The organism is Vibrio sp. KUL78, from assembly GCF_059725505.1.
On sequence record NZ_AP045838.1, the window covers coordinates 1,797,226 to 1,821,014 of the forward strand.

A 23,789-nucleotide genomic window follows, 5' to 3' on the forward strand; every position below is an offset into this window, starting at 1 on the left:
TGAGTTCGACGTTTCATTTTAGCTTGCCAATCAGATGACAGAATCGAATCTTCCAAGCTGTACCTCGAGCGTATTTTCTCCTGCTCGAATAGGGCTACCAACCATTTCGTCGTAAGCACTATCCTGTCTCAATACAGTTTCCGTCGCGGTTAAATTTTGACACAACCTTCTCATATCGACGACGTTGTGCGTACGAAGCAGAGACCCGTTATCATGAGTGACGTAGTGTTCTTCTCCGTCCAGTATTACCGACGCTTGGTACAGCGACATTTCTAACGAATGAATGACTAGTTTGTCGAATCTCGCGAACTGTTCAAGCGTGCTGAGTTTTGTATTCATGTCGCATTTCCTCCAATGTGTAACCGAGTTGTACGGCGACAAAAGGAAAACAACTTAAATTGTGAGGGAATGGTTCTCGGCCGAGATAAAGATGAATGTATTATTTACAATGTAAAATATAGGCAGCACAGTATCTCAGCTGCCCAAGTGTTATTACAAAGCGTGCATTTCACCCATTGTGAGCTTTGAAAGCTCAGAGTTCACTCGCAAGGATTCGTTGATGATGATTCTTGGGTCATCAATGTCGATGCCTTGCTCGAGAGAATGTTTTGTTTGCGATGACAAGGTATTCAACATCTCAATTGAAGCTGAAATATCGTCAATGGAGCCTTTCAATGAGCTAAGCGATTGCAAACTAAACAGTTGTTCCGTGAGCTTGCTGACCGCGAGCTCTAGGTCATAAGCTTCTTCGCTTAATCGAATGTTGGGTTTGTAGACCTCTAGTTGCCTTATCGTAGAAATTAACGTTTCTTGAAGGGTAAGTTGGTCCATGCTGCCTCCTTGCGCATCGGTTCTGAGCGTATGATGGGACAGCATCTTGTTAAGTCGAGCTAAAAAGAGAAAAATGAGATCAAGATCGCTCGTTACTTGATTAGCCCTTTAAGTTTTGCAAGCCCCCATGCAGCCGTTGTCACCACGTCCGGTATATCTCCAGCAATCAGCATCTGTTCGAATTCAGTAATTGGAAACGATTGAGTGATAAGATCTTCTTCCTCAGTATCAAGGTTGCGATCTTGCAAGGTGAGTTGCGTTGCGAGGTAGATATGACAGGTTTGGTTTAAAAAGCCATAGGCAATGAACTGTTTGCCAACGTACGTCATCTTATCAGCGATAAGACCGGTTTCTTCCTGCAACTCGCCTCGAGCCAGCTCTAGATGATCAGCATCAGGGTTCGATTCCCAGGCTCCTTGTGGCAATTCCCAGTAGCTTTCGGAAACGGTATAACGATACTGATTTACTAAATGAACTCGCTCATCTTCGATCGCGATGATAACCGCACAATCAGGCTTATCGACCACGCCATAAATGCCTTTGGCACCGCTTTCCCGCTGAATATCATCCTCTCGAACGGTCATCCATGGGTTTTGATAAACGACTTTTGAGCTTAGGGTTTTGATCGTCATGACTTCTTTACCTTAACAAAATCAGAAATCTAGCTTATCGAACTTTTTATGTTGGCGCTATTTAGAGATAGATTTTGATAACAAATAACCCTAGCACCGACGCCTCTATTTTGTTAAAACAGGGCACAAACCTGCCTGCTGGAATCATTGACTGAGGGTAGCAGGTAAACAAACAATAGTAATGAATAAAAAAGGACATCAACGTGGCACAGTCTCTACAGTTTGAAAAGTTCGTCGACCTTGATTTTGATTTAGCGGAATGCCCACGTTGGGATTGGCGTACTGACTCATGGATGTGGGTCAACATCAATGACGGTGAGCTTTGGCGTCATAAAGATGGCGTAAATGAGAAGCGTAAGTTTGATGATATGCTCGGCTGTTTTGCTATGCATGGCGACCAAGGCTTTATGCTAGGTATGAAAACGGGTATGTATTATCTCAGCGACTGGAATGCGGAATTAACGTCGCTAGTCCCTCTTGTTTCTGAGTTCCCGCGTATGCGCTACAACGACGGACGTTGTGCTCCAGGAGGACGTTTCGTTGCCGGCACACGTAACGGTGCGAAAGAAGGAGACCAAGGACAATTCTGGCAACTGCACCTAGATGGCACGATTGAGGCGTTACCTATGTTCGCATGGACATGTAATGGTTTAGCATTCTCACCGGATGGTCAGTGGTTATACTGGTCAGATACAGGCTCAAGCAAAGTGTACAAGCACGCATACAATGCTGAGACTGGTGAGTACGGCGAGCAGGAACTTCACTGCGACTTGACTGATTATAACGGTCGTCCTGATGGCGCGAGTGTTGATGTAGATGGCAACTATTGGGTTGCGATGTACGCAGGTCAATCTGTGGTTAAGATCGCGCCAAATGGCGAAGTACTCGCTGTGATTGACGTACCTTCGGAAAACCCAACAATGGTCGGTTTTGGCGGTAAAGATATGCGTGATGTGATTGTCACATCAGCTGCTGGCAGCAACGAAAAAGGCAAGCTTGTCATTGCTAAAGACGTTGTAGAGGGGCTAAAAGAGCCGTTATCCAGCGTTAAGATCGCTTAATGAATGCCTAGCGGAGCCAAAGAGCTCCGCTTTTAACAGGTCATTGAAAAAGGTAGGCTGGTCGCGCGATTCATATCACTAAGGTCATCTTCAGTGATGTATTTTTTGGCGACGACATTACCGGCAACTACCAGATGTGAGATGTAGTCACGGCACGACGTAGTAGGCATATTGCTCCACATGAAGTCGGCTTTGGTTGCGTCTGAAAACTCGATATTCAGAACAATTGCTTGCTCTTCATAGCGCATATCATAAACATTTATTTCATACTGCTGCATACCACTGTCCCCCAAAACTTTCATTAACTGTTATTCAAGGCTAACCACACGTTTGAGTGCAGGGAACGCAGATGAATAGCATGTTATTCAAAATCTCATCATTGCAACATAATCTTGTTTTTGTGTAACAGTTAAATTACACGTTGTTCGTACGGTAAACTTTGAAGCAGTTCAAATAGTCTAATTTGTATGACGTTCAAACCAAATTTATGGAATGTTGATCGCATAAAGCGGAACACAAATGGCGGGTTTTGCTAAGTTTTTTGAAATTATGGATAGATGTGAGCCCATATTCAAGACTGGTGGCATGGGCTCAGTATGATTAGTTCAAGATAAGTCGTGCGTTGAGTTCTTGAGTTGGTCTTGCATTATCACCCATGGTGTTTGATAGGCGCTTTAGCTGATTCTTTGGAATAAACTGAGGCTCTTGGAGTACGATCCATCTTACGCCTTCACTGCAAGGTGGCGTTGTAAGCGAGCCATTGTAGCGATAATAGTCTTTTACTCTTGGGAGTAGTTGCTCAAGCCCGATATCGGATTCCGCATTTATCTTCTCTCCAGCGGCAGGCAAGGTTTTCAGGATACCGGCCAGCTCATCACTTTCACGTTCTCCGTCTTTATACATCACTGCAACAACGGCTAACTGTCCCTTCTGGTTAGCATGAACAAAATGTGCCTCTAGAGGGGCTGATTTGCCATTGATAGTGTTTTCTGATGGTGTGTGGAAGTGGAACTGTTTGAGTTCAAAATCTTGACCGTCGAGATGTAGAGAATTACTACCCGTGACATTTACTTGGACTGTGTGACCATTATTAATAATCTGATCTACACGTCCATTGTAGTCAAAGCTCAGTGGTGCCTTTTTCGCCTGAGTGAGTTGGTTGGTTTGAATATCAATTGGACTCTGGTTTTGTCCTTTGTCGCAAGTGGCGCTTAGCTTCCCCCATGTCGCAGGGCCATCGCCCTCACCATATCCCCATTCCGCTGAATAAGCCGGTGCAGTGATAGAGACTGCTGTGCCGATGACCAATGCAAGCTTCATTGCTGTTTTCATAATTATCCTTAGTTTACTGACGTTTGCGAAAGCGGACGCTTTCGGCGACTAGATTAGGGCAAAACCATTTGAACCAATCAGTTGCATACTTAGTTTGCGATTTTACGCGAGAAGAAAGTTTCGAATTTTCATTGAGGTGACATAGCTGCGGTAGGAGTATCACGCCCTATGAGAGCGTTGGTTCACGTTTTTGAAGCTCGTAATGACATGAGTTAATAAAATCAATACAATGCGTATACAAATATTTCTCATTTGCAGTTAGATTTAGCTGCGTCAACTATAAGATGATGAGTAGTTATGTTTTCACTTAAGCAGGCGAGCTTCCATATTGGCTCGCTTGAGATTCTATCGCCATTTGACTTGGAGTTTGTTCCGGGACAAGTCACCGCTTTGCTTGGGCATAATGGCAGTGGTAAATCGAGCCTAATCAAACTTCTTAGCCGTCAGAATCAAGTCTCTTCTGGGAGTGTTTTGTTGGATGAAAGGCCACTTGATAGTTACGTAGAAAAAGAGTACGCCAAAAAAAGTTGCCTACCTGCCTCAGCATCCGCCTATCACAGATGGGGTTACTGTTCGCGAACTGGTTATGTTCGGTCGTTACCCTTGGAAAGGCGTGTTGGGGCGATATACCCGAGAAGATTACAAACTAGTGGATGAAGCGATCGAAAGGGTTGGGCTAACCGCATTTACACAGCGGTTTGTTAGCACCTTGTCAGGAGGGGAGCGTCAAAGAGCATGGGTAGCAATGCTCTTAGCGCAGCAAAGTGAATGTATCTTGCTAGATGAACCGACGTCAGCCCTAGATGTCGCTCACCAATATGAGCTGCTCAAGTTAATACGAGAGCTTAATCAAAGCCTCAACCTAACGGTAATCATGGTCATCCATGACGTTAATATGGCTGCCAGATTCAGCGACAGGTTGGTTGCTCTTAAAGGCGGGAAAATTATCGCTGACGGCACACCAGAACGTGTGATGAACGAAGCCTCGCTGACCGAAATCTATGGTATGCCGCTGTCCACTTTCACAGACCCTAGCACTCAGCATGTCATCAGCTACGTTAGATAATCGATAAAAGGATCATTATTGTGTTTAACAGATTTAAAACCACGCACTTCACTGTTGTATTAGTCAGTCTATTAGTGTGTTTACCATCATTCGCTGCATCAGCAAAAACGTACCAACACGAGTTAGGAACTGTTGAGATAAACGAAGCGCCGAAGCGTGTGGTTGTGTTGGATTGGGCTCTTGCAGAGTCAGTGCTTGCACTCGGTGTGACTCCTATCGCTTCCGCTGATGTAAAAGGCTATCAGGATTGGGTTGGGTCACCAACAATGCCAAGTGAGGTGACCGATGTCGGATCACGTCGCGAGCCAAACCTAGAGTTGATAGCAAGCTTGAAGCCCGATTTGATTTTGATGAGCGGACACTTGGCTCCGGCATATGAAAAGCTGAATGCAATCGCACCGACATTGGTGATGAGTATATACAATGGCAAGAAACAGCCTTATCAAAATGCAAAAACTCTCGTGATAACCCTCGGAGATGTGTTCGAGCGACCTGAGCAAGCACAGCAGCTTGTCGATGAGACTAATCAGAAGCTGGCTCAAAATGGTGAACAGGTAGCAAAGATGAACAATGGTAAGCCATTTATTATGGTGCGTTTTATTGGAGATAAGCACATCCGTGTTCACAGTACGGGCTCTCTAATGAATGACACTATTTCTGCCATGTCTCTGGAAAACAGCTGGGAAGGACCAACCAACAGCTGGGGATTCTCTTCAGCAAGCGTTGAGCAGCTCGCCCAGTATCAAGACAGTAATGTGCTTATTTTTGGTCCGCTATCGGATGCCGAGCAAGCACAGCTTAATGGCTCGCCTTTATGGGCCGCGATGGCGTTTTCGCGTGAAAACAGAGTCAAGATCGTACCTAAAGTATGGACATTCGGTAGCTTGGTCGCGATGCAGCGTTTGAGTGATGAAGTCGTCACACAGATTTCAACATTGGGTCAGCAGTAGGTTCTTCATGCAGTTAACAGCCCACCGCGGTGCAGCGCCATTTGGTAAAATGGCGCTGTTTGTTTTTGTTAGTGCGCTCGTACTCGTCTGGCTTTTCCAAAATGCGGTGCCCTATCACCTGTCATTCTCTGAATGGCAAACGTACTTTTTAAGTCGAGATGACAGTGATTATCGTCAGCTCATTTTGCACTTTACCTTTTTTCCACGCCTCAGTATGGCGCTGCTTTGTGGTGCTGCGCTGGCGATTGCTGGTTGTATGATGCAGCATTTGCTGCAAAACCCACTTGCCTCACCAACGACGCTCGGCGTTGCAGCCGGTGCCGAACTCGGCATGACAGCCAGTCTGCTTGCAGGTGTCGTTGGGGGAAGCTTGATTCAATATGCTTACGCGTTTGGCGGAGGCATGCTTGCAGCAAGTCTGGTCTTCTTGCTTACTGCTAAACGAGGGTTCGCACCGCTGCAGATGGTTTTAGCGGGTATGGTTGTCACCCTGTTCTTAGGGGCGACCAACATGATGTTAGTCATGCTAAACGAGCAGCAGCTTACAAGTTTGTTTGTATGGGGAGCTGGGGCTCTCGCTCAGCAAGGTTGGGAAAACGCTCATTTGCTTTTTTGGGTGCTGGCTGTTGTGCTCGGCTTGGTCATGGTGATGCTACGACCATTGTCAGCACTGGAGTTAGGTAGCGAGGTCGCAGAGTCGGCTGGTGTCAATGTTGCTAGAGTTCGTGCTGTTGGACTAGGGTTTTCGGTTGTTATTACTTCTGTCGTCGTCGCGACAGTTGGTGTTATAGGTTTTGTCGGTCTCGTTGCACCAACCATTGCTAAAATGTTGGGCGCAAGGAAATTTGTTCAACGTGTATTGCTGAGTGGCGTGGTAGGCGCGCTGCTTCTATTGACCGCTGACTTGATAATTCAGCCATTTTCCGGTGTATCTAGCGAACTGTTACCTACGGGAGCAATGACTGCCTTGTTTGGCGCGCCTTGCTTGCTCTGGTTGTTAACCAAACAAAAGTTTGCCTCTAGCTTTAAAGCGGAAGAAGTCGCTAACAAAGTCTATCACCCTAAATCTTTTGCCTTAGTGTCGCTCATCTTAGCTCTGTTACTCTTCGTCGTAACGGCACTGGCAGTTCTTTTGGGGCGTACACAAGTTGGTTGGGGCTTTAGCGGCGACCTGAGTATTCTAGATCTGCGTATGCCTCGTGTACTCGGTGCGATCTTCGCAGGCTGCGGACTGGCGCTTGCTGGTACCATGGTGCAGCGAATTACTGTTAACCCAATGGCAAGCCCAGAGGTGATGGGTATCAGCTCTGGTGCAGCACTCGCACTTGTATTGTGTGCTTGGTTTGGCTTCACACCAACTCGAACCGAACAGATTGTTTACGGTGGGGTCGGTGCCGCTTTGGTCATGATAGTCATTCTGCAGTTTAGTAAGCGCTCAAACTATGCACCGTCGCAATTATTGCTTACTGGAATTGCGGTAAGTGCTGTGCTCGATGCCATACTTCGAATTGCGTTATCATCAGGGCAAGATAACGTGCAAGCGTTGCTAACTTGGCTGTCTGGCTCTACTTACTTGGCAAGCTACAATGATGTATTCGCTCTAGGGCTAGGTATTGTCGTGTTTGGTGGGGCGACATACGCTGCTAGCCGATGGTTAGATATCTTGAATCTGGGGCAGGTATCCGCTGCTTCAGTTGGCGTGAATACCAAGCAAACGCGTCTTTTCTTACTTGTGATGGCATCTTTGCTGACAGCTCTCTCTACGCTTGTGATTGGACCGCTTAGCTTTGTGGGTCTTTTGGCCCCGCATATTGCAAGAGCGCTCGGGCAATACAAAGCAAAAAACCAGCTGGTCGTTGCCTGCTTGGTTGGTTCCATTTTGATGGTGAGTGCAGACTGGTTAGGAAGGACGATTTGGTTTCCGTGGCAGTTTCCTGCGGGACTAATGGCTTCCGTTATTGGTGGCGCCTATTTCCTTATCCTGCTTAGGAAGGGGAGCTAAAATTAAAACAAGAATGGCGCTGATTAGCGCCATTCTCTATTTCATTGAGATCTAATTGCGTTTAGGTCCATTGCGAACCAGGTCTTTACCATTTTCATAGACGTCTTGAGATACCCAGCGTCCCAGAATAAGTTCATGGTTGTCACTCAGAACGGCAACAAACGGACGACCGTCAGAGTTAGACGTTGCCAACGCAACACCGGCGACCCCTTGTAAACCTAAAGCACCACTTTCCAAAAGAATCAGAAATTGCTCGAGTTCCTCAAGGGTTTCAATTACTTCGTTATCAATGTTCATCGTTATCTATCACTTGAGTGGTATATTTGGTGGCGTACTCTACCTAAGTTAAACAGAGAAACCAACAATAGGTCTAGAAACTCATGAAAAAAGTGCTAGTTACTGATTGTGAAGTTCGATGACATGGCGACTGTTATTAGAATTGCCGCACAGATGAGTTTGGTCCATGCCAACGATATTAAGTATGGGTCAGGTCAGATTTGCTAGGGTTAAGGTCCGGCTGTGTGAACAATACGTTGGTGAGCCATTTGAGAGGCCTGAACTCGGATCCAATGACAATTTGGTGTCCGCAGTTGGCACACACATAGAACTCTTTGACCAACAGCAATCTCATCATTAGCGTGCGTCGTTGGCGTTGAAGTCTTGCTCCGTGTTCACACATTCCTTTTCTCTCCCTTTCCATTTCTCAATTAAAGTGTGATCTTGGTCCAAATACTAGCACGGTATATTGCCGTACCCTATATCGAATTAATGCAACTGCATGCACTTTAATATCACGTTAATGATGTTTTACATTTTTTATGAGCCAAGTTGCTATTCGCATATGGAAGCGACAAGAAGTTCACTAGATAGTGCAGCGTGATGCACTATTTGAGGAGAAATGCGCTAGTAGCGAGAGTAGGAGTTATTGTTGGTCCTTCAATCGCGCCATATAGTAAGTAGAGATGTACTCACCGTCTCTAAAAGCAGAGCACAAAGCTTCACCTTCAATTTCAAATCCATACTTTGAATACAGTGCAATCGCCGCTTTATTGTCGGTGTTCACTTCAATCTGAATCCGCATTAGGTTAAGCCAGTTGTCGGCTAAATCGATAACCGTTTCGATCAGTTGGCTACCAATACCCATATCATGATAGTTATCGTGAACCGCAATCCCAAAGGTTGCTGTATGCATAGTGCGAGGACGCTGAGAGTGAGTCAGTGCTATATTGCCAACGATTTTTCCGTCGAGCTCAGCAACAAAGGTATAGACACCAGTGGGAATATTGCTCAATCGCTCTTGCCACATCTTTAGCGATGAGTGAGGCAGATGCAGAGTTTCCCTCTGAGCCTTAGGTTGTGAAAATAGTTCGCATAAACCTGCGGCATCTTTTTCTTCCGTTGGTCGAATATTGACGTTCATTGAAGTCTCCGTTATGACAAGTTATTGCGTCAAAAAAGTAAATTATCTTGCTATATAACTAATTGAATTAGCGAGTGTTAGCAAGGCTATTCTATTCGTTCCATGCTAGTGTCTTGATTCAAAAGTAATAGAAACGAGCGCGTGGTCTGAGGCGACGTCATCAATACCAAACCTCGGGTCAACAATATGCTTGTCAGTGATGGTATATTCGGTTAGCTCATAGAGCGAATGATCATATTCTGGTGCAAACTCACTGGATACTAGAATGTGGTCAATTCGATTCCCTTTCTCTCCATAATAATGGGTAACGGGCGCTTTGATTTGGTCTTGAGGGCGGATGGGCGCACCATGTCGCACAAGCTTCCAGGTATCATAAAAATGGTAAGGGGAAATAAAGTACCGAGACTCTTTACGTCGTAGTCGATGCCTAGAATGAAAAGGGTCAAACTCACTGGCACTCAATACGTTGTTAAAATCACCCAATAGAATGACGGGATGTTGACTGCTGCGTTTTATCCCTACGATTGCTCTATGAAGAGAGAGTGCTTCCTGTTGTCTCAATTGTTGGGATAGGGCTACACCGTGTAATTCATCTAACCAAAGTGTCACCTCATCATCGTTTTCATCCTGTTCTCCAAGAATGGCTCTTTTAGATTTAAGGTGAACATTGACAAGGTCGATCTCCCCAAGACCTTCCGCCATTAATGTCACGTGGAGTGGCGGACGGCTATAGTCGCCTGAGAATAACTCAGACATAATTAAGTTGGGATGTCTTTTTAACGGGTGTTTAGACGCGAACGCTAACGCCGGATTGGAATAGATGTAATCTGCTTCGATAGTGGGTTGTTGGTTATACTCAAAATATGGGTAACCTAGAGCTAAGGTGAGCGAACGCAGCGCTTCAATAGAAAATACTTCTTGGAACGCGACAACGTCACTGTCGAGCGATGTTAAGGTTTTTGAGAGCCAGCTTGTTTTTTGAGCCCATTGCTTCGCATCATAGATGTTATCCATCTCATAAAACGCAAATGGTGGCTCTGCAAAATTGCACAGGTTGCACGTAGTGACTTTCAATTTATTTATTTGTGTCAAAGTATTAGACTCCATGACAGCTTATGTCTAACCCAAGTCGCTGTGGTTAAGGGTGAGCATATAAAAATAACGCATTCAAAGGAATAACAATGTCTCAACAGCAAACCGAACCTGCTTGGCGAACGCCCAAAAATTTCCTCATCATCATCTCGATTATAGTGCCCATCGCTTTTTCAAGTTGGATGGCACTACTCAATAACTTTGTCATAGAGAAAGCCAATTTCGACGGTTCGGATATTGGTTTATTACAAAGTGTGCGTGAGATACCTGGCTTCTTGGCGTTTACTACGGTGTTTGTGCTTTTGTTCATTCGAGAACAAAAATTTATGATCGTATCTTTGCTTTTGCTTACCGCGGGCACGGCGATTACCGGTTTGTTTCCTTCGGTTGCGGGACTACTGATTACGACGCTTATTATGTCGACCGGTTTTCACTATTTTGAAACCTTGAAACAGTCGTTGTCACTGCAATGGTTGACTAAAGAAGAAGCGCCAGAGGTATTGGGCAAGCTCATATCCGTTGGAGCCTTGGCATCACTGCTGACGTACGCTGGGCTTTGGGTCATGGTCGAAATATTTAAGCTTGATTACGCATGGGTTTACGGTATTTCTGGTGGTATTGGATTTATTCTGGTTCTGTTTATTGCCTTCGCTTTTCCTCAGTTTAAGACAGACACTCCGCAAACTAAAAAGTTGGTGCTTAAGAAGCGTTATTGGCTGTATTACGCGCTGACCTTTATGAGTGGTGCTAGACGTCAGATTTTTACCGTTTTTGCTGGCTTTTTGATGGTAGAAAAGTTTGGGTACAGCGTATCCGATATCACGCTATTATTTTTGATTAACTACCTATTTAACTTCTTGTTTGCGAAGAAGATTGGTCGATTCATTGGCGTCGTGGGTGAGCGTAAAGCTCTGATTGTAGAGTACGTTGGACTGATTTTCGTGTTTGTCGGATACGGTTTGGTGCAAACAGCGGAATGGGCTGCTGCGCTGTATGTCATCGATCATCTTTTCTTTGCACTAGCACTGGCAATCAAAACCTATTTCCAGAAGATTGCTGACCCTGCGGATATGGCTTCAACGGCAGGCGTGTCATTTACGATTAACCATATTGCCGCGGTAGTGATTCCAGTGACGTTTGGCTTTATTTGGTTGATTTCACCTTCTAGCGTGTTTTATATCGGTGCGGCGATGGCGGCAGTGTCATTGTTATTGTCGTTGAATATTCCGAAGAAGCCGGAAGAGGGGAATGAGGTTAGGGTGTTGAAGTGGAGTTGAGGATTTTTTTGCCAATCACTGGTTGATAGTTCAGCGCATCGTACCCCCTCTAGCTCCCCCTATTTTTAGGGGGAGAACTGAAGGCTAGCTGCTAGCGCAGCATCGCCTGTTGTTTGTTGGCGATGCACCGCGAGCACTATGCTCCTCCCCTAGTTAGGGGAGGCTGGGAGGGGTAAATGCGCGAGACTAACAGCAAACGCCCATCTCCCCCAATTACCCTTTAAACATCAAACCTATCCGCATTCATCACCTTGACCCAAGCAGAGACAAAGTCACAAACAAACTTCTCATTGGCATCATCACACGCATACACTTCAGCCAGTGCGCGAAGCTGTGAGTTAGAGCCGAACACAAGGTCAGCACGTTTCGCCTTCCATTTCTGACTGCCCGATGCGCGGTCAAAGCCACCAAACTCAGTCGCGTCCTCGTTGGTCGGACGCCATTCAGTGCCCATATCAGTTAAGTTAACGAAGAAGTCGTTGGTTAGCTGGCCTTTGCGGTCAGTAAGCACACCAAAGTCACTGTCACCATAGTTTGCGCCTAGTACGCGCAGGCCACCGATCAACACGGTCATTTCTGGCGCAGTTAGCGTTAGTAGTTGAGCTTTATCTAGCAGTAGCTCTTCTTCAGACACACTAAATGCTTTCTGACTGTAGTTTCTAAAGCCATCAACAAGTGGCTCAAGTACAGCAAATGATTCAGCGTCAGTCTGAGATTCAAGCGCATCGGTACGGCCTGCTGCAAATGGGACGTCTACGGATACACCTGCGTCTTTCGCTGCTTTTTCGATGGCCGCATTACCACCAAGAACGATAAGGTCAGCAATTGACACTGGCTTATCAAACTCAGTTTGAATGCGTTCATAGACATCGAGTACTCGACCTAGCTGTTCTGGTTGGTTCACTTCCCAGTTGCGTTGAGGGGCGAGACGAATACGCGCACCGTTTGCGCCGCCGCGATAGTCAGAACCGCGGAATGTCGAGGCCGATGACCAAGCCGTGTAGACCAGTTCAGAAACCGTGAGTCCAGAGGCCAAAATGCTTGCTTTCAGTGTCGCTGCATCTTCTGAGCTGATAGGCGCAGATGTAGCGGCTGGAACTGGATCTTGCCAGATCAAATCTTCACTAGGGACTTCTTCACCTAGGTAGCGCGCTTTTGGACCCATGTCGCGGTGAGTGAGCTTGAACCAAGCTCGTGCAAAGGCATCAGCAAACTCATCCGGGTTTTGGTGGAAGCGTTTAGAGATCTCTCCGTAGATCGGATCCATGCGCATCGCCATATCAGCGGTTGTCATGATGGTCGTGACACGTTGAGAAGGATCATGTGCTTTTGGAGCCATATGCTCCTCAGGAACACCGACAGGTACCCATTGCCATGCACCTGCTGGACTCTTCACCAAGTCCCAATCGTAGCCAAATAGCATGTCGAAGTAGCCGTTATCCCATTGGATAGGGTTTGGTGTCCATGCACCTTCGATGCCGCTGGTGGTCGTATCGTCGCCTTTACCGCTACCAAAACCATTGCGCCAACCAAAGCCCATCTCTTCGATAGGAGCCGCTTCCGGCTCTGGACCCATTAGCTCAGGGTCACCCGCACCGTGTGTTTTACCAAAAGTATGACCGCCAGCGACCAGAGCTACGGTTTCTTCGTCATTCATCCCCATACGAGCGAAGGTTTCACGAATGTCGCGACCTGATGCAAGTACGCTTGGATCGCCGTTAGGACCCTCTGGGTTTACATAGATAAGACCCATTTGTACCGCAGCAAGTGGGCTTTCTAGCTCACGGTCACCAGAGTAACGCTTGTCACCCAGCCATTCGCTTTCCATGCCCCAATAGACATCTTCTTCTGGTTCCCAAATATCTTCACGACCGCCGCCGAAACCAAAGGTTTTTAGGCCCATAGATTCGATAGAAACGTTACCAGTAAGAATAAACAAATCTGCCCAAGAGAGGCTTTGACCGTATTTTTTCTTCACTGGCCAAAGTAGGCGGCGGGCTTTGTCTAGGTTGCCGTTATCAGGCCAACTGTTTAGTGGAGCAAAACGTTGGTTACCAGAGTTGCCTCCCCCGCGACCATCGGCAGTACGATAGGTACCAGCTGCGTGCCATGCCATACGAATCATGAATGGACCATAATGACCGTAGTCTGCTGGCCACCAATCTTTAGAATCGGTCAGCACATTCTCAATGTCTTGTTTAACTTGTTTTAGGTCTAGCTGTTTGAACGCTTCCTTGTAGTTGAAGCTCTCATGGTAAGGGTTACCTTTGCGATCGTTTTGGTGAAGGATCTTGATGTTTAGTTGGTTTGGCCACCAATCTAAATTTTGAGTACCACGACCACCAACACGAGTATTACCACCATGCATAACAGGACATTTGCCTTGCGGTGCATTTTTATCACTTTGCATATACGCCTCCGATTTGCGACCAACGCTAAGAATTTCCGTTAAATATAGTCCCAAAGCTGGATTTGGGATCGTCAAATTCACTTCATATTGTATGAATTAACTACTAATTAATATGGTTTTACAGAAGTGGGTATTGATGTGGATCAAAAGTTAAATGAGTACACCTCTCATTTACATTAATTTACAAAGGGTGGCGATTTAGGTGAGAAAAAGACTACAAAACAGTGGGTTAGATTCTGAGTGAAAGTGATGAAAAACAGATATAAAAAGGGATGCCTGCTGAGTGGCATCCCTTTTGGATTCTCATTGAACTTGTTAACGAGTGTTAAGCAACCACAATGAAGAATAGGGTTGTAGCAACAATACCGATAAGCGCGTACGGGAACTGCGTCGTTGCGTGTTGCATTGACGTACAACCAGAGCCCTGAGCGGATAGCACAGTCGAATCACTAAAGAAACATGAGTGGCTACCTGCCGCCGATGCAGAAAGCATTGCTGCAATCGTAAGGTGTAGCGGTACACCAATCTGCTCTGCAAGTGGCAGGATGATTGGCATGGCAACCGCAAACGTACCCCATGAAGATGCTGATGCGAAAACTAGACCACCTGTGACCAAGAAGATCAGAGCAGGGAAGTACTGAGCAGATAGGTACGGGCTGACCGTCTCGATAACGTACTGCGTTAGACCTAGTGAGTCGTTCACGCTTTTCAGCATAAAGCCGCCAATAACTGTTGCGAGTGGAAGCAACATGACCTTGATGCCGTCATAAACCGCATCAAATAGCTCATTCATGGTTACGAGCTTTTGGAAGCCGTAGAAACAGATGGTGAAGATGATTGCAACAAACACACCTGCAAGTAGATCGATACCAAAGTACCAAGATGCACCGACTAGTACGACCATCGGCAGTAGGAAGTTGATAAGCCCCATTGTTGGATTCGAGTGCGCTTTGATGTCTGAACCAAAATCGATGTCTACAGCACCATCTGGCTTCACTTGACCATTACGTGCACGCTCTTCCGCTTTTTTCATCGCACCTAGGTCTGGCATTTTGCCAATTGCGACTAGGAATACAATACCAAGCGTGACCCAGCCGTAAGCCATATAAGGGATAGCTTGGATGTACGCTGCAATACCTTGACCTGGTTCTGCTACTTCATTGGCTTCTAGAAGGGAGCTGAAAAAGATAGCCCAAGTAGAGATAGGAACTAGGATACAAATCGGAGCCGCTGTTGAGTCTACTAGGTACGCGAGCTTTTCACGTGACACCTTATAGCCATCAGTGATCTTCTTCATTGACGATGAGATCGCAATCGCATTGAGGTAATCATCGATAAAGATCAGGATACCCAAGAAGAAGGTCATAAGCAGCGACTGATTACGGCTCTTAACCTTGTTTACCAGCATGTCACTGAAACTTAGGATACTGCCGCCTTTCTCAAGGATTGCGATCAGGCCGCCCATTAGGCCACACACCAAGATGATCCAAGCGATGGTCTCGTTCATCATAACATCCATCGAGATGCCAACGATTTGCTCAACCGCGCTCGTTGGGTCTAGCAACAGCACCCCAGCAATGGTACCGCTGAACAGCGCTTCGACAGTTCGGTGAGTGGTGAGTGCGAACACAAGAACGAGTGATGTTGGCAGCAGTGCGAGCCAACCATAGCTTTCACCTTCGACATGGTTCAATCCAATTGAAGTAAAGGTAATAAACAGGAAGACAATAGTCAGGCTGACCGCCAAATGTTTACTGCTTATTTTGAGCGGCGCCTCCAGCGCCTTTGTCTGCGTAGTCATAAACTAATTCCTTTCGTTATGCAGAGTGAAGCATCCAGTCGATTTCAAGCGGCGTAATAATGCGCTCAAATTCTGCCAGTTCACTTCGTTTGCAAGCGAGATACATATCAATAAAGTCCTGGGAGAAATACGTGCCTAACTCACTGTTATCGAGTTGAGTCAGGGCATCGGACATGCGTGTTGGCAGGTCGATGGCATTTTCACTTAGGGCTGGTGGACACTGTTCTTGGGTATAGTTATCACTCGCTAATACTGCGGATAGTACTACTGCAGCGAGAATGTAAGGGTTAACATCCGCACCAGCGATGCGGTGTTCAATACGACGGTTTTTACCATCGCTAATCGGTACGCGTAGCGCTACTCCTCGGTGGTTCTCACCCCAATCGGCACGTGTTGGTACATAAGCACCTGGTACAAATCGACGGTAAGAGTTCACGTTCGGGCAGAGAAGTGCCATCGCGTCCGGAATTTGGGACAACATCGCTGCCATTGTTTGGAAGAACAATGGACTTGCTGAGTCATCCTCATTATTAGTAAATAGGTTTTCGCCTTGCTCGTTGATGAGGCTGATGTGCATGTGCTGACCGTTTCCTGCTTCTTCGAGGAAAGGTTTCGCCATAAAGGTGGCGTCAAAACCATGCTTGTGAGCGATCTGTTTGATTAGGCGTTTTGAGAAGACGATTTCATCGCAAACACGTAGTACGTCTTTGGAGTGATTGAAGTTGATTTCGAACTGACCTGGCGCGGATTCAGCAAGTGCACCTGCTGTGTTTAAACCTTGGTCGGCGGCTGCGGCGTTCAGTTCTGATAAGAAGTCGGCATAGTCATCGAGGCCATCGACATCATAAACCTCGGTGTCACGTTCTCTTTTATTCTTAGTTGGGTTAATGGCGGTTTGCAGTTCACCATTCTCACCGCGCTCTTTATCGATAAGATAAAATTCAAGCTCGAGCGCCACGACAGGGAACTGATTTCTAGCGTGTAGGGTATCCACCATACGTTCAACAATATTGCGGATAAATAGACGATGTGGCGTTTTGCCGTCATCTTCCATCATAGAAAGCAATACCTGACCCGTACCTGCTTTCGCCGTCGGTAGCAGTGTTCCAGAAACAGGGAAACAGAGGTTATCTGGTTCACCGAGGTCTTCACCCAATCCAGCCGATTCAACAACAGCGCCTTTGGTATCTAGAGTAATAGTAGAGAGAGGGAGGGCGACACCTTTAGCGAGCTTCTCAAGCGCGTCTACTGGGATGCGTTTGCCGCGAGGCGTGGCGTTAAGATCGGTAAATATGACGTCTACATACTTAATCTCTGGCCAGTTTTGTCGAAAATTTTTAACTTCCTGTAAATAGGTATCCATCTTAACTACTCCTAGTTACCCTGTCTGACTGACGCTAACGTTGTTGGTGTTTAACAAATTGAACACAATAACCATTAGCAAATGAGGGTTTTTGGCTGAATTATAAGTTTAAATTATTGTTTTAATTGTATTTTGTTTAATTTGGCGATTATTTCAACCGTGTTAAACGTTAACTAATTTGTAACAGTTGATCGGCTTTTGCTCAATATATCGAGCGAAATAAGTGTTTTTTTTGACCAAAATAGAGATCGAAATCACGATTTGGCATCTATTTTGAACACCAGTGTTGATAATTATGTACGTGGGTTGTACGGTTTTTGTTAAATAAATCGAACGTGAGTGTGACAATGTCTGAGATAAGAAAACCAATAATAGGACTCGTAAGCTGTAAGAAAGAGCTCGCTGGCTATCAAATACAGGCATTGAATGAGTTCTACCTACAAGCGGTGAAAGATTTCGGTGGTACACCAATCATCTTGCCATCGGCTATAGAAACAGATGAGTTAGACAGAGTGCTGGCTGTCTGTAACGGGCTACTGTTTCCAGGAAGCCACTCTAATGTAGCACCACACCGTTATAACGGCAGTCATGAAGAGAAGAAGAAAGATGAAGCGCGTGACGAGCTATCTATTCAATTGATTCGTCGAGCTATAGACATGAATATTCCGTGTTTAGGGATCTGCCGCGGTTTCCAAGAGATGAACGTGGCGCTGGGTGGTAGCTTAGATCCGGCGGTACATGAGTCAGGTTATCAAGATCATCGTGAAAATGAGTCGAAAGACTTTACTGAGAAATACGCACCGGCTCACCCTGTATACGTTGAAGGTGACGGTGTATTTAAAGAGTGGCTGGTGAATGCCAAATGGGAAGATACCAGCAAGTTTGAGGTCAATACCCTTCATAACCAAGGGGTTAAAAAGCTCGGTTCAGTACTAAAAGTGGAAGCAAAAGCACCGGATGGTCTTATTGAAGCATTTAGCTTACCGGGGCAAAAATACTTTGTTGGCGTGCAGTGGCACCCAGAATGGGAAGCAAAAAACAATCATTTCTCACAAATTTTGTTTAAAGAATTTATTATGTCAGCTTCCCAGTAATTTAGAGGCTGAATGCATGGACAATCACCAGATTGGTAAAAATATTGCTCAACTACGAAAAGAGCGCGGACTTTCACAACGAGAACTGGCAGAGCGAGCAGGCATTACACATAGTGCTATCTCATCCATTGAAAATGCCAAAGTGAGTCCTTCGGTGAGTTCTCTGCAAAAAATAGTGAACGTTTTTTCCTTGTCACTTTCTGAGTTTTTTACTCTGGAGCAGCAAGAAAACAAAGAAGTAAAAGTTGTGATTAAGCCGGAAGACTTGATTGAAATCGGCAGTGAAACGGTATCAATGAAACTGGTCAACAACGGCAGCAACAAACAAGAAATTGGATTTTTGATAGAGGAATACGCTCCAAAAAGCACAACAGGAGCGTCCAATATTAAGCATGACGGAGAGGAAGTCGGCACCGTATTGAGCGGTGAAGTCGAACTAGAGTACAACGGTGAAACCTATCTAATCAAAGAAGGCGAATCCTATGTAATCGACACGACCATCCCACACAAATTTACTAATTACTCCGATAAGGCTTGCAGAATGATAAGTGCTCATACACCAAAAGCATTCTAGCGCCTTGAGGTAACCAAGGAGAGCGTATGAAAACGCAACAACAATGGATTGAACAACGAGAGGCGCAGGTAATTGAACAGCGCGCTTTTCTTAACGGCGAATACACTACCGCTGTTGATGAGACGACACTTGAAGTGGTCAACCCTGCCACGGATGAGATCATCGCCAACATCGCTCGCTGTAAATCTGCCGACGTCGATCTTGCCGTTGAATACGCGAAAAGAGCCTTTAAAAAGGGCGAATGGAGCCAAAGCTCTCCAGCACACAGAAAATCTATCCTGATCAAGTTTGCTGATCTTATCGACGAAAACGTTGAAGCGTTGGCATTACTTGAAACCCTTGATACGGGTAAACCTATTTCTCATAGTGTCTCAACAGACATCCCGGGCGCTGCTAAGTCCATCCGGTGGTATGCAGAGGCTATCGATAAAGTTTACGGCGAAGTCGCTCCAACCGAGAAAGACGTGCACGCGTTCGTGTCTCACCAAGCCATAGGTGTGGTTGCGGCTGTGGTTCCTTGGAATTTCCCATTGTGGATCGGCTGTTGGAAGCTAGGTCCGGCATTGGCCGCGGGGAACAGCGTTATCCTTAAACCGTCTGAAAAGTCTTCGTTGACGGCCATTTTCCTCGGCAAACTCGCCAATGAAGCAGGGATCCCTGCTGGCGTATTCCAAGTGATTACGGGCTTTGGCCATGAAGCAGGTGAAGCGCTCGCTCGTCACGAAGGGGTAGACTGTATTGCGTTTACCGGTTCAACACGTGTTGCGGGCCATCTGATGATCGCATCGGGTGAAACTAACCTGAAACGAGTGTGGGCGGAAGCCGGCGGTAAAAATGCCAATATCGTATTTGAAGATTACGCTGACCTAGACAGAGCCGCAGCAGAAACGGCAGCAGGATGCTTCTACAACCAAGGTGAAGTCTGCGTTGCCGCTACCCGATTGCTAGTACACGAAAGCATTAAAGAAGTGTTCATCGATAAAGTCATCAGTGCCGCTCAAGGCTTTATGCCAAAAGACCCGATGGACCCAACGTCTTCCATGGGCGCGTTAATCGACCGCGAGCATAAAGCGAAAGTACTCGACTATGTAAAACTGGGCCAAGAAGCAGGTGCTGTGGTTCGTTGCGGCGGTGATGTCGAAGGTCAGGGCGCATTTGTTGAGCCTGTGATCCTAGACAACGTCGATAACAGCATGCGTGTTGCCCAAGAAGAGATATTCGGACCTGTTCTTTGTGTCATTCCATTTAAAACAGAAGAAGAAGCCATTGCCATTGCCAACGACTCTCCGTACGGGCTAGGTGCGGCTTTATGGAGTGACAACATCAATCGCGTACACCGCGTAGCTAAGCAATTAGAGGCGGGATCGGTGTGGGTGAACAACTACAACGAGGGCGATATGACCGTCCCATTTGGTGGATTCAAAATGAGTGGTAACGGACGTGATAAGTCTATCCATGCCATTGAAAAATTTACCGAAACCAAAACGACGTGGATTCGTCTCCAACCTTAAGCCCGAAGCTGTAACAACAAGGAATAGAACTATGAATAAACATACAGATTCATACTACGCTCACTCGATTCAGAACGTAAGTGAGTACCCACAACTGCAAGATAATATCGAGTGTGATGTTTGCGTGGTTGGTGCAGGTTTCTCGGGACTATCGTCAGCGCTGCATCTTTCTGAAAAGGGCTTTAAAGTCGTGGTGCTTGAGAATGCTAAGGTTGGCTTCGGCGCTACCGGTCGCAATGGCGGCCAGATTGTAAATAGTTACAGCCGCGATGTGGATGTGATTGAAAGCCGCTACGGTGAGAAACAAGCAAAAGCTCTATGTGACATGATTTTCGAAGGTGGCGACATCATTCGCGGTCTTATCGACAAGCACAACATCGACTGTGACTTCAAACAGGGCGGTATGTTCACTGCACTAAACAACAAGCAGATGAAAGGCTTGGAAGAGCATAAGAAACACTGGGAACGCTACGGTAACGATAAGCTAAGCCTACTGGATGCTAGTGAAGTTGAAGCTACGGTCGGTACGACAGCTTATAAAGGCGCGCTACTTGACATGAATGGTGGTCACATTCACCCACTAAAACTTGCGCTTGGAGAAGCTGCAGCTATCACAGCTCTTGGTGGTCAAATCTTTGAGCAATCGGGCGTAACGCGCGTGGAAAAAGGCGTGAACCCTGTCGCTCACACAGAAAAAGGCAGTGTAAAAGCGAAGTACATTGTCCTAGCAGGAAATGCGTACTTGGGCGGTTTGGCACCAAACATCAGTAACAAAGCGATCCCTTGTGGTACTCAAGTTGTGGCTACCGAGCCGCTATCAGAAGCAATGTTGAAAGATATCTTGCCATCAGATTACTGTGTTGAAGACTGTAACTATCTGTTGGACTACTTCCGCTTAAGTGCCGACAAACGCCTGCTGTTTGGTGGTGGCGTAGTATACGGCGCACGTGACCCAGAGAACATTGAAGCCTTGATTCGTCCGAAGATGGAGAAGATCTTCCCGCAGCTTAAAGGCATCGGTATTGATTACAAGTGGACGGGCAACTTCTTACTAACTTACTCCCGTATGCCGCAGTTTGGCTCTTTTGCTGACAACATCTACTACCTGCAAGGCTACAGCGGCCATGGTGTGACTTGTACGCACCTTGCAGGAAAACTGCTTGCTGAAGCGCTATCTGGTCACGCTGAACGCTTTGATGCCTTCGCCGACCTTACGCACGTAACGTTCCCTGGCGGTCGCCATTTCGCGATTCCTTTCACGGCGATGGGTGCGGCGTACTACAACTTGCGCGACAAACTCGCAATCTAATCCCAAGAAAATATAAAGACACCACTAGACAAAAAGAAGTGCCTGCAATGACAGGCACTCAGTCAGCCCTAATTGAGAAGAGATAAAGGAAGATCCTATGAGTAAAGTAATCAAATTTGCTGCCCTTCAGTTGACGAAAACTTGGGACCTAGAAGCAAACCTAGAGAAAATTAAAGGTGCGATCCGTGAAGCAGCATCAAATGGTGCCAATGTCATCGTGCCACAGGAGCTCATGGCTGCCCCTTATTTCTGTAAAAAACAAGAATCTAAGTACTTTGAGCTAGCAGAAGAGACAGATAACTGTCGCCTAATCAAAGAACTCAGCGCCCTTGCAAAAGAGCTCGATGTAGTGATTCCAGTGAGCTACTTTGAGAAAGCAGGCAACACTTTCTTCAACTCCCTTGTGATGATTGATGCAGATGGTTCGGTACTAGAGAACTATCGCAAGTCTCACATTCCAGATGGCCCTGGTTACAGCGAGAAGTACTACTTTAGCCCTGGCGACACCGGCTTTAAGGTGTGGAAGACCAAATACGGTACGTTTGGCGCAGGTATTTGTTGGGATCAATGGTTCCCAGAGTTAGCTCGCAGTCTTGTATTGAATGGGGCAGAAGCGATCTTCTATCCAACGGCAATTGGCTCTGAGCCACAAGACCTGACACTTGATTCTCGCGATCACTGGCAGCGCACAATGCAAGGTCATTCAGCAGCAAACCTAGTCCCTGTGATTGCGTCGAACCGTGTTGGTGTTGAAGTTGATGACGGCATTGAGACAACCTTTTATGGCTCTTCATTTATCACCGATCACACAGGTGGCAAGCTAGCAGAAGCACCACGTGAAGGCGAAGCGATCATCTACGCAGAGATTGATCTTAAAGAGACGACAAAAGCACGTCACGCATGGGGATTGTTCCGTGACCGTCGCCCAGATCTTTATCAAGATGTTCTAAGCCTAGCGAAGTAATGAGGTGACCGATGAAACTCACCACAACACCAAGACAAGATGGGTTCGTATTTCCCGCAGAGTTCGAGCCAATCAGAGAAGTATGGCTAGCTTGGCCTGAGCGCCGCGATAACTGGCGCAACAAAGCCAAGCCTGCTCAGCAAACCTTTGCCGCTGTCGCCAATGCGATTTCTGAGGTCGTGACGGTCTCTATTGCTGTGAGCTCCGCGCAATATGAAACTGCTCGAGCCATGCTGAACAGCTCAGTCAAACTGGTTGAGATGTCGTTTAACGACTCATGGATGCGAGATATCGGTCCAACGGTGGTTGTTAACTCGGCTGGAGAAAGACGCGGTGTGAGCTGGCAGTTCAATGCTTGGGGTGGTGAGTACAACGGTCTTTACGAGGATTGGAGTGATGACGACAAGGTCGCCGAAGCTGTGTGCGATGTCATGGGCATTGACCATTACCGTGCGCCGTTTGTACTAGAGGGCGGAGCGATCCATACCGATGGCGAAGGTACTTTGTATACGACGGAAGAGTGCTTATTGAGTCCGGGTCGAAACCCGAGTCTGTCTAAATCACAAATTGAAGCGCAACTGCGCGAGTATTTGGGTATCGATAAGGTGGTTTGGCTACCAAAAGGCTTATTTAACGATGAGACTGATGGTCACGTAGACAACCTTATCCATGTGGTCGCGCCGGCGAAAGTGGTGCTGAGCTGGACTGATGATCCATTCGATCCTCAATATTCTCTTTCAAGAGAAGCGTTCGCGGCACTAGCCTCACAAACAGACGCAAAAGGTCGCCCGATTCAAGTCATCAAGGTGCCACTACCTGGACCTTTGTTCTACTCTCATGAAGAAGCGAATGGGATTGAATCGAGCGATGGCATGAATCGCCAAGAAGGGGAACGTTTAAGCGCATCGTATGCCAACTTCCTCATGGTGAATGGGCATATTTTCCTGCCATTACTAGATAGCGACTTTGACGACATCGCCAAAGAAATACTCGCAAAAGCATTACCAGATTACCAAATTGTCGGTATTCCGACGCGTGAAGTCCTCCTTGGAGGGGGTAATATTCACTGTATCACGCAGCAGATACCGGCATAGCTTGTC

At 46.5% G+C, this 23,789-nt stretch carries 21 protein-coding genes and 1 pseudogene; 11 read left to right on the plus strand and 11 right to left on the minus strand.

Annotation, left to right across the window (positions count from 1 at the left end):
- Positions 1-30: 30 nt before the first annotated feature.
- The 3 genes from AC6I8Y_RS24390 to AC6I8Y_RS24400 form a co-directional block, all read right to left on the minus strand.
- Positions 31-339, minus strand: coding sequence for a DUF6482 family protein (locus tag AC6I8Y_RS24390; RefSeq protein ID WP_498022092.1), 309 nt, complete (start codon positions 337-339; stop codon positions 31-33).
- Between the two features lie 153 nt (positions 340-492).
- The gene (locus tag AC6I8Y_RS24395; RefSeq protein ID WP_394150071.1) at positions 493-831 is read right to left on the minus strand and encodes a hypothetical protein; all 339 of its coding nucleotides are present in this window, start codon (positions 829-831) and stop codon (positions 493-495) included.
- Between the two features lie 92 nt (positions 832-923).
- The gene (locus tag AC6I8Y_RS24400; RefSeq protein ID WP_498018584.1) at positions 924-1,463 is read right to left on the minus strand and encodes an NUDIX domain-containing protein; all 540 of its coding nucleotides are present in this window, start codon (positions 1,461-1,463) and stop codon (positions 924-926) included.
- A 203-nt stretch (positions 1,464-1,666) separates the two neighbouring features.
- Here AC6I8Y_RS24400 and AC6I8Y_RS24405 point away from each other — a divergent pair, with 203 nt between their 5' ends.
- Positions 1,667-2,524: an SMP-30/gluconolactonase/LRE family protein gene (locus AC6I8Y_RS24405; RefSeq protein ID WP_394150073.1), complete on the plus strand. Its 858-nt coding sequence runs from the start codon at positions 1,667-1,669 to the stop codon at positions 2,522-2,524.
- Positions 2,525-2,556: 32 nt separating this feature from the next.
- On the opposite strand, the gene AC6I8Y_RS24410 is transcribed toward AC6I8Y_RS24405, so the two are convergent.
- Entirely contained in the window at positions 2,557-2,802 is a 246-nt protein-coding gene (locus AC6I8Y_RS24410) for a hypothetical protein (RefSeq protein ID WP_042470728.1), read from the minus strand.
- A 322-nt stretch (positions 2,803-3,124) separates the two neighbouring features.
- Entirely contained in the window at positions 3,125-3,856 is a 732-nt protein-coding gene (locus AC6I8Y_RS24415; protein ID WP_394150075.1) for a carbonic anhydrase, read from the minus strand.
- Between the two features lie 297 nt (positions 3,857-4,153).
- Between AC6I8Y_RS24415 and AC6I8Y_RS24420 the strand changes: the two are divergent.
- The 3 genes and pseudogenes from AC6I8Y_RS24420 to fhuB all read left to right on the plus strand — a co-directional run bounded on the left by AC6I8Y_RS24420 (position 4,154) and on the right by fhuB (position 7,874).
- Positions 4,154-4,922, plus strand: a pseudogene (locus AC6I8Y_RS24420) (ABC transporter ATP-binding protein).
- 20 nt (positions 4,923-4,942) lie between these two features.
- On the plus strand, positions 4,943-5,872 hold the full coding sequence (locus tag AC6I8Y_RS24425) for an ABC transporter substrate-binding protein (RefSeq protein ID WP_498022095.1): 930 nt from the start codon (positions 4,943-4,945) through the stop codon (positions 5,870-5,872).
- Positions 5,873-5,879: 7 nt separating this feature from the next.
- On the plus strand, positions 5,880-7,874 hold the full coding sequence (gene fhuB, locus AC6I8Y_RS24430) for a Fe(3+)-hydroxamate ABC transporter permease FhuB (RefSeq protein WP_498022097.1): 1,995 nt from the start codon (positions 5,880-5,882) through the stop codon (positions 7,872-7,874).
- 51 nt (positions 7,875-7,925) lie between these two features.
- Here fhuB and AC6I8Y_RS24435 read toward each other — a convergent pair whose 3' ends face one another.
- From AC6I8Y_RS24435 to AC6I8Y_RS24445, 3 genes are all read right to left on the minus strand, one after another.
- Positions 7,926-8,171 (minus strand): hypothetical protein, encoded by a 246-nt coding sequence (locus tag AC6I8Y_RS24435; protein WP_234497327.1) that lies wholly within the window; start codon positions 8,169-8,171, stop codon positions 7,926-7,928.
- Between the two features lie 625 nt (positions 8,172-8,796).
- On the minus strand, positions 8,797-9,294 hold the full coding sequence (locus AC6I8Y_RS24440; protein WP_128650569.1) for a GNAT family N-acetyltransferase: 498 nt from the start codon (positions 9,292-9,294) through the stop codon (positions 8,797-8,799).
- 105 nt (positions 9,295-9,399) lie between these two features.
- Positions 9,400-10,386, minus strand: coding sequence for an endonuclease/exonuclease/phosphatase family protein (locus tag AC6I8Y_RS24445; RefSeq protein WP_498022098.1), 987 nt, complete (start codon positions 10,384-10,386; stop codon positions 9,400-9,402).
- A gap of 89 nt (positions 10,387-10,475) precedes the next feature.
- Here AC6I8Y_RS24445 and AC6I8Y_RS24450 point away from each other — a divergent pair, with 89 nt between their 5' ends.
- Positions 10,476-11,663, plus strand: a complete 1,188-nt coding sequence (locus AC6I8Y_RS24450; RefSeq protein WP_234497324.1) for an MFS transporter — start codon at positions 10,476-10,478, stop codon at positions 11,661-11,663.
- Positions 11,664-11,883: 220 nt separating this feature from the next.
- On the opposite strand, the gene katG is transcribed toward AC6I8Y_RS24450, so the two are convergent.
- From katG to AC6I8Y_RS24465, 3 genes are all read right to left on the minus strand, one after another.
- Positions 11,884-14,073 carry a catalase/peroxidase HPI gene (katG, locus tag AC6I8Y_RS24455; protein ID WP_498022099.1) on the minus strand — a complete coding sequence of 730 codons (2,190 nt, stop codon included), beginning with the start codon at positions 14,071-14,073 and terminating at the stop codon, positions 11,884-11,886.
- 325 nt (positions 14,074-14,398) lie between these two features.
- Entirely contained in the window at positions 14,399-15,874 is a 1,476-nt protein-coding gene (locus AC6I8Y_RS24460) for a Na+/H+ antiporter NhaC family protein (protein ID WP_234497322.1), read from the minus strand.
- Between the two features lie 16 nt (positions 15,875-15,890).
- A complete protein-coding gene (locus AC6I8Y_RS24465) occupies positions 15,891-17,237 on the minus strand; it encodes a glutamine synthetase family protein (RefSeq protein ID WP_394150084.1) in 1,347 nt (448 codons plus the stop codon).
- Positions 17,238-17,584: 347 nt separating this feature from the next.
- Here AC6I8Y_RS24465 and AC6I8Y_RS24470 point away from each other — a divergent pair, with 347 nt between their 5' ends.
- From AC6I8Y_RS24470 to aguA, 6 genes are all read left to right on the plus strand, one after another.
- The gene (locus tag AC6I8Y_RS24470; RefSeq protein WP_498022100.1) at positions 17,585-18,331 is read left to right on the plus strand and encodes a gamma-glutamyl-gamma-aminobutyrate hydrolase family protein; all 747 of its coding nucleotides are present in this window, start codon (positions 17,585-17,587) and stop codon (positions 18,329-18,331) included.
- Positions 18,332-18,347: 16 nt separating this feature from the next.
- Positions 18,348-18,905, plus strand: a complete 558-nt coding sequence (puuR, locus tag AC6I8Y_RS24475) for an HTH-type transcriptional regulator PuuR (RefSeq protein WP_042470741.1) — start codon at positions 18,348-18,350, stop codon at positions 18,903-18,905.
- Between the two features lie 26 nt (positions 18,906-18,931).
- Positions 18,932-20,416, plus strand: coding sequence for an aldehyde dehydrogenase (locus AC6I8Y_RS24480; RefSeq protein WP_498022101.1), 1,485 nt, complete (start codon positions 18,932-18,934; stop codon positions 20,414-20,416).
- Between the two features lie 31 nt (positions 20,417-20,447).
- Complete coding sequence (locus AC6I8Y_RS24485; protein WP_234497319.1) at positions 20,448-21,725, plus strand: NAD(P)/FAD-dependent oxidoreductase; 1,278 nt, start codon at positions 20,448-20,450, stop codon at positions 21,723-21,725.
- A 97-nt stretch (positions 21,726-21,822) separates the two neighbouring features.
- Positions 21,823-22,689 (plus strand): N-carbamoylputrescine amidase, encoded by an 867-nt coding sequence (gene aguB / locus AC6I8Y_RS24490; RefSeq protein WP_234497318.1) that lies wholly within the window; start codon positions 21,823-21,825, stop codon positions 22,687-22,689.
- An 11-nt stretch (positions 22,690-22,700) separates the two neighbouring features.
- Positions 22,701-23,783 carry an agmatine deiminase gene (gene aguA, locus AC6I8Y_RS24495; protein ID WP_498022102.1) on the plus strand — a complete coding sequence of 361 codons (1,083 nt, stop codon included), beginning with the start codon at positions 22,701-22,703 and terminating at the stop codon, positions 23,781-23,783.
- Positions 23,784-23,789: the final 6 nt, after the last annotated feature.

What these genes read in the sequence shown, in the direction of transcription:
- AC6I8Y_RS24480 (WP_498022101.1), top strand. Translation starts at nt 18,932, where the DNA reads ATGAAAACGCAACAACAATGGATTGAACAACGAGAGGCGCAGGTAATT.
- fhuB (WP_498022097.1), top strand. Translation starts at nt 5,880, where the DNA reads ATGCAGTTAACAGCCCACCGCGGTGCAGCGCCATTTGGTAAAATGGCG.
- AC6I8Y_RS24465 (WP_394150084.1), bottom strand. Translation starts at nt 17,237, where the DNA reads ATGGATACCTATTTACAGGAAGTTAAAAATTTTCGACAAAACTGGCCA.
- puuR (WP_042470741.1), top strand. Translation starts at nt 18,348, where the DNA reads ATGGACAATCACCAGATTGGTAAAAATATTGCTCAACTACGAAAAGAG.
- AC6I8Y_RS24410 (WP_042470728.1), bottom strand. Translation starts at nt 2,802, where the DNA reads ATGCAGCAGTATGAAATAAATGTTTATGATATGCGCTATGAAGAGCAA.
- AC6I8Y_RS24435 (WP_234497327.1), bottom strand. Translation starts at nt 8,171, where the DNA reads ATGAACATTGATAACGAAGTAATTGAAACCCTTGAGGAACTCGAGCAA.
- AC6I8Y_RS24470 (WP_498022100.1), top strand. Translation starts at nt 17,585, where the DNA reads ATGTCTGAGATAAGAAAACCAATAATAGGACTCGTAAGCTGTAAGAAA.
- AC6I8Y_RS24400 (WP_498018584.1), bottom strand. Translation starts at nt 1,463, where the DNA reads ATGACGATCAAAACCCTAAGCTCAAAAGTCGTTTATCAAAACCCATGG.
- AC6I8Y_RS24415 (WP_394150075.1), bottom strand. Translation starts at nt 3,856, where the DNA reads ATGAAAACAGCAATGAAGCTTGCATTGGTCATCGGCACAGCAGTCTCT.
- AC6I8Y_RS24450 (WP_234497324.1), top strand. Translation starts at nt 10,476, where the DNA reads ATGTCTCAACAGCAAACCGAACCTGCTTGGCGAACGCCCAAAAATTTC.
- AC6I8Y_RS24460 (WP_234497322.1), bottom strand. Translation starts at nt 15,874, where the DNA reads ATGACTACGCAGACAAAGGCGCTGGAGGCGCCGCTCAAAATAAGCAGT.
- AC6I8Y_RS24395 (WP_394150071.1), bottom strand. Translation starts at nt 831, where the DNA reads ATGGACCAACTTACCCTTCAAGAAACGTTAATTTCTACGATAAGGCAA.
- aguA (WP_498022102.1), top strand. Translation starts at nt 22,701, where the DNA reads ATGAAACTCACCACAACACCAAGACAAGATGGGTTCGTATTTCCCGCA.
- katG (WP_498022099.1), bottom strand. Translation starts at nt 14,073, where the DNA reads ATGCAAAGTGATAAAAATGCACCGCAAGGCAAATGTCCTGTTATGCAT.
- AC6I8Y_RS24440 (WP_128650569.1), bottom strand. Translation starts at nt 9,294, where the DNA reads ATGAACGTCAATATTCGACCAACGGAAGAAAAAGATGCCGCAGGTTTA.
- AC6I8Y_RS24485 (WP_234497319.1), top strand. Translation starts at nt 20,448, where the DNA reads ATGAATAAACATACAGATTCATACTACGCTCACTCGATTCAGAACGTA.
- aguB (WP_234497318.1), top strand. Translation starts at nt 21,823, where the DNA reads ATGAGTAAAGTAATCAAATTTGCTGCCCTTCAGTTGACGAAAACTTGG.
- AC6I8Y_RS24390 (WP_498022092.1), bottom strand. Translation starts at nt 339, where the DNA reads ATGAATACAAAACTCAGCACGCTTGAACAGTTCGCGAGATTCGACAAA.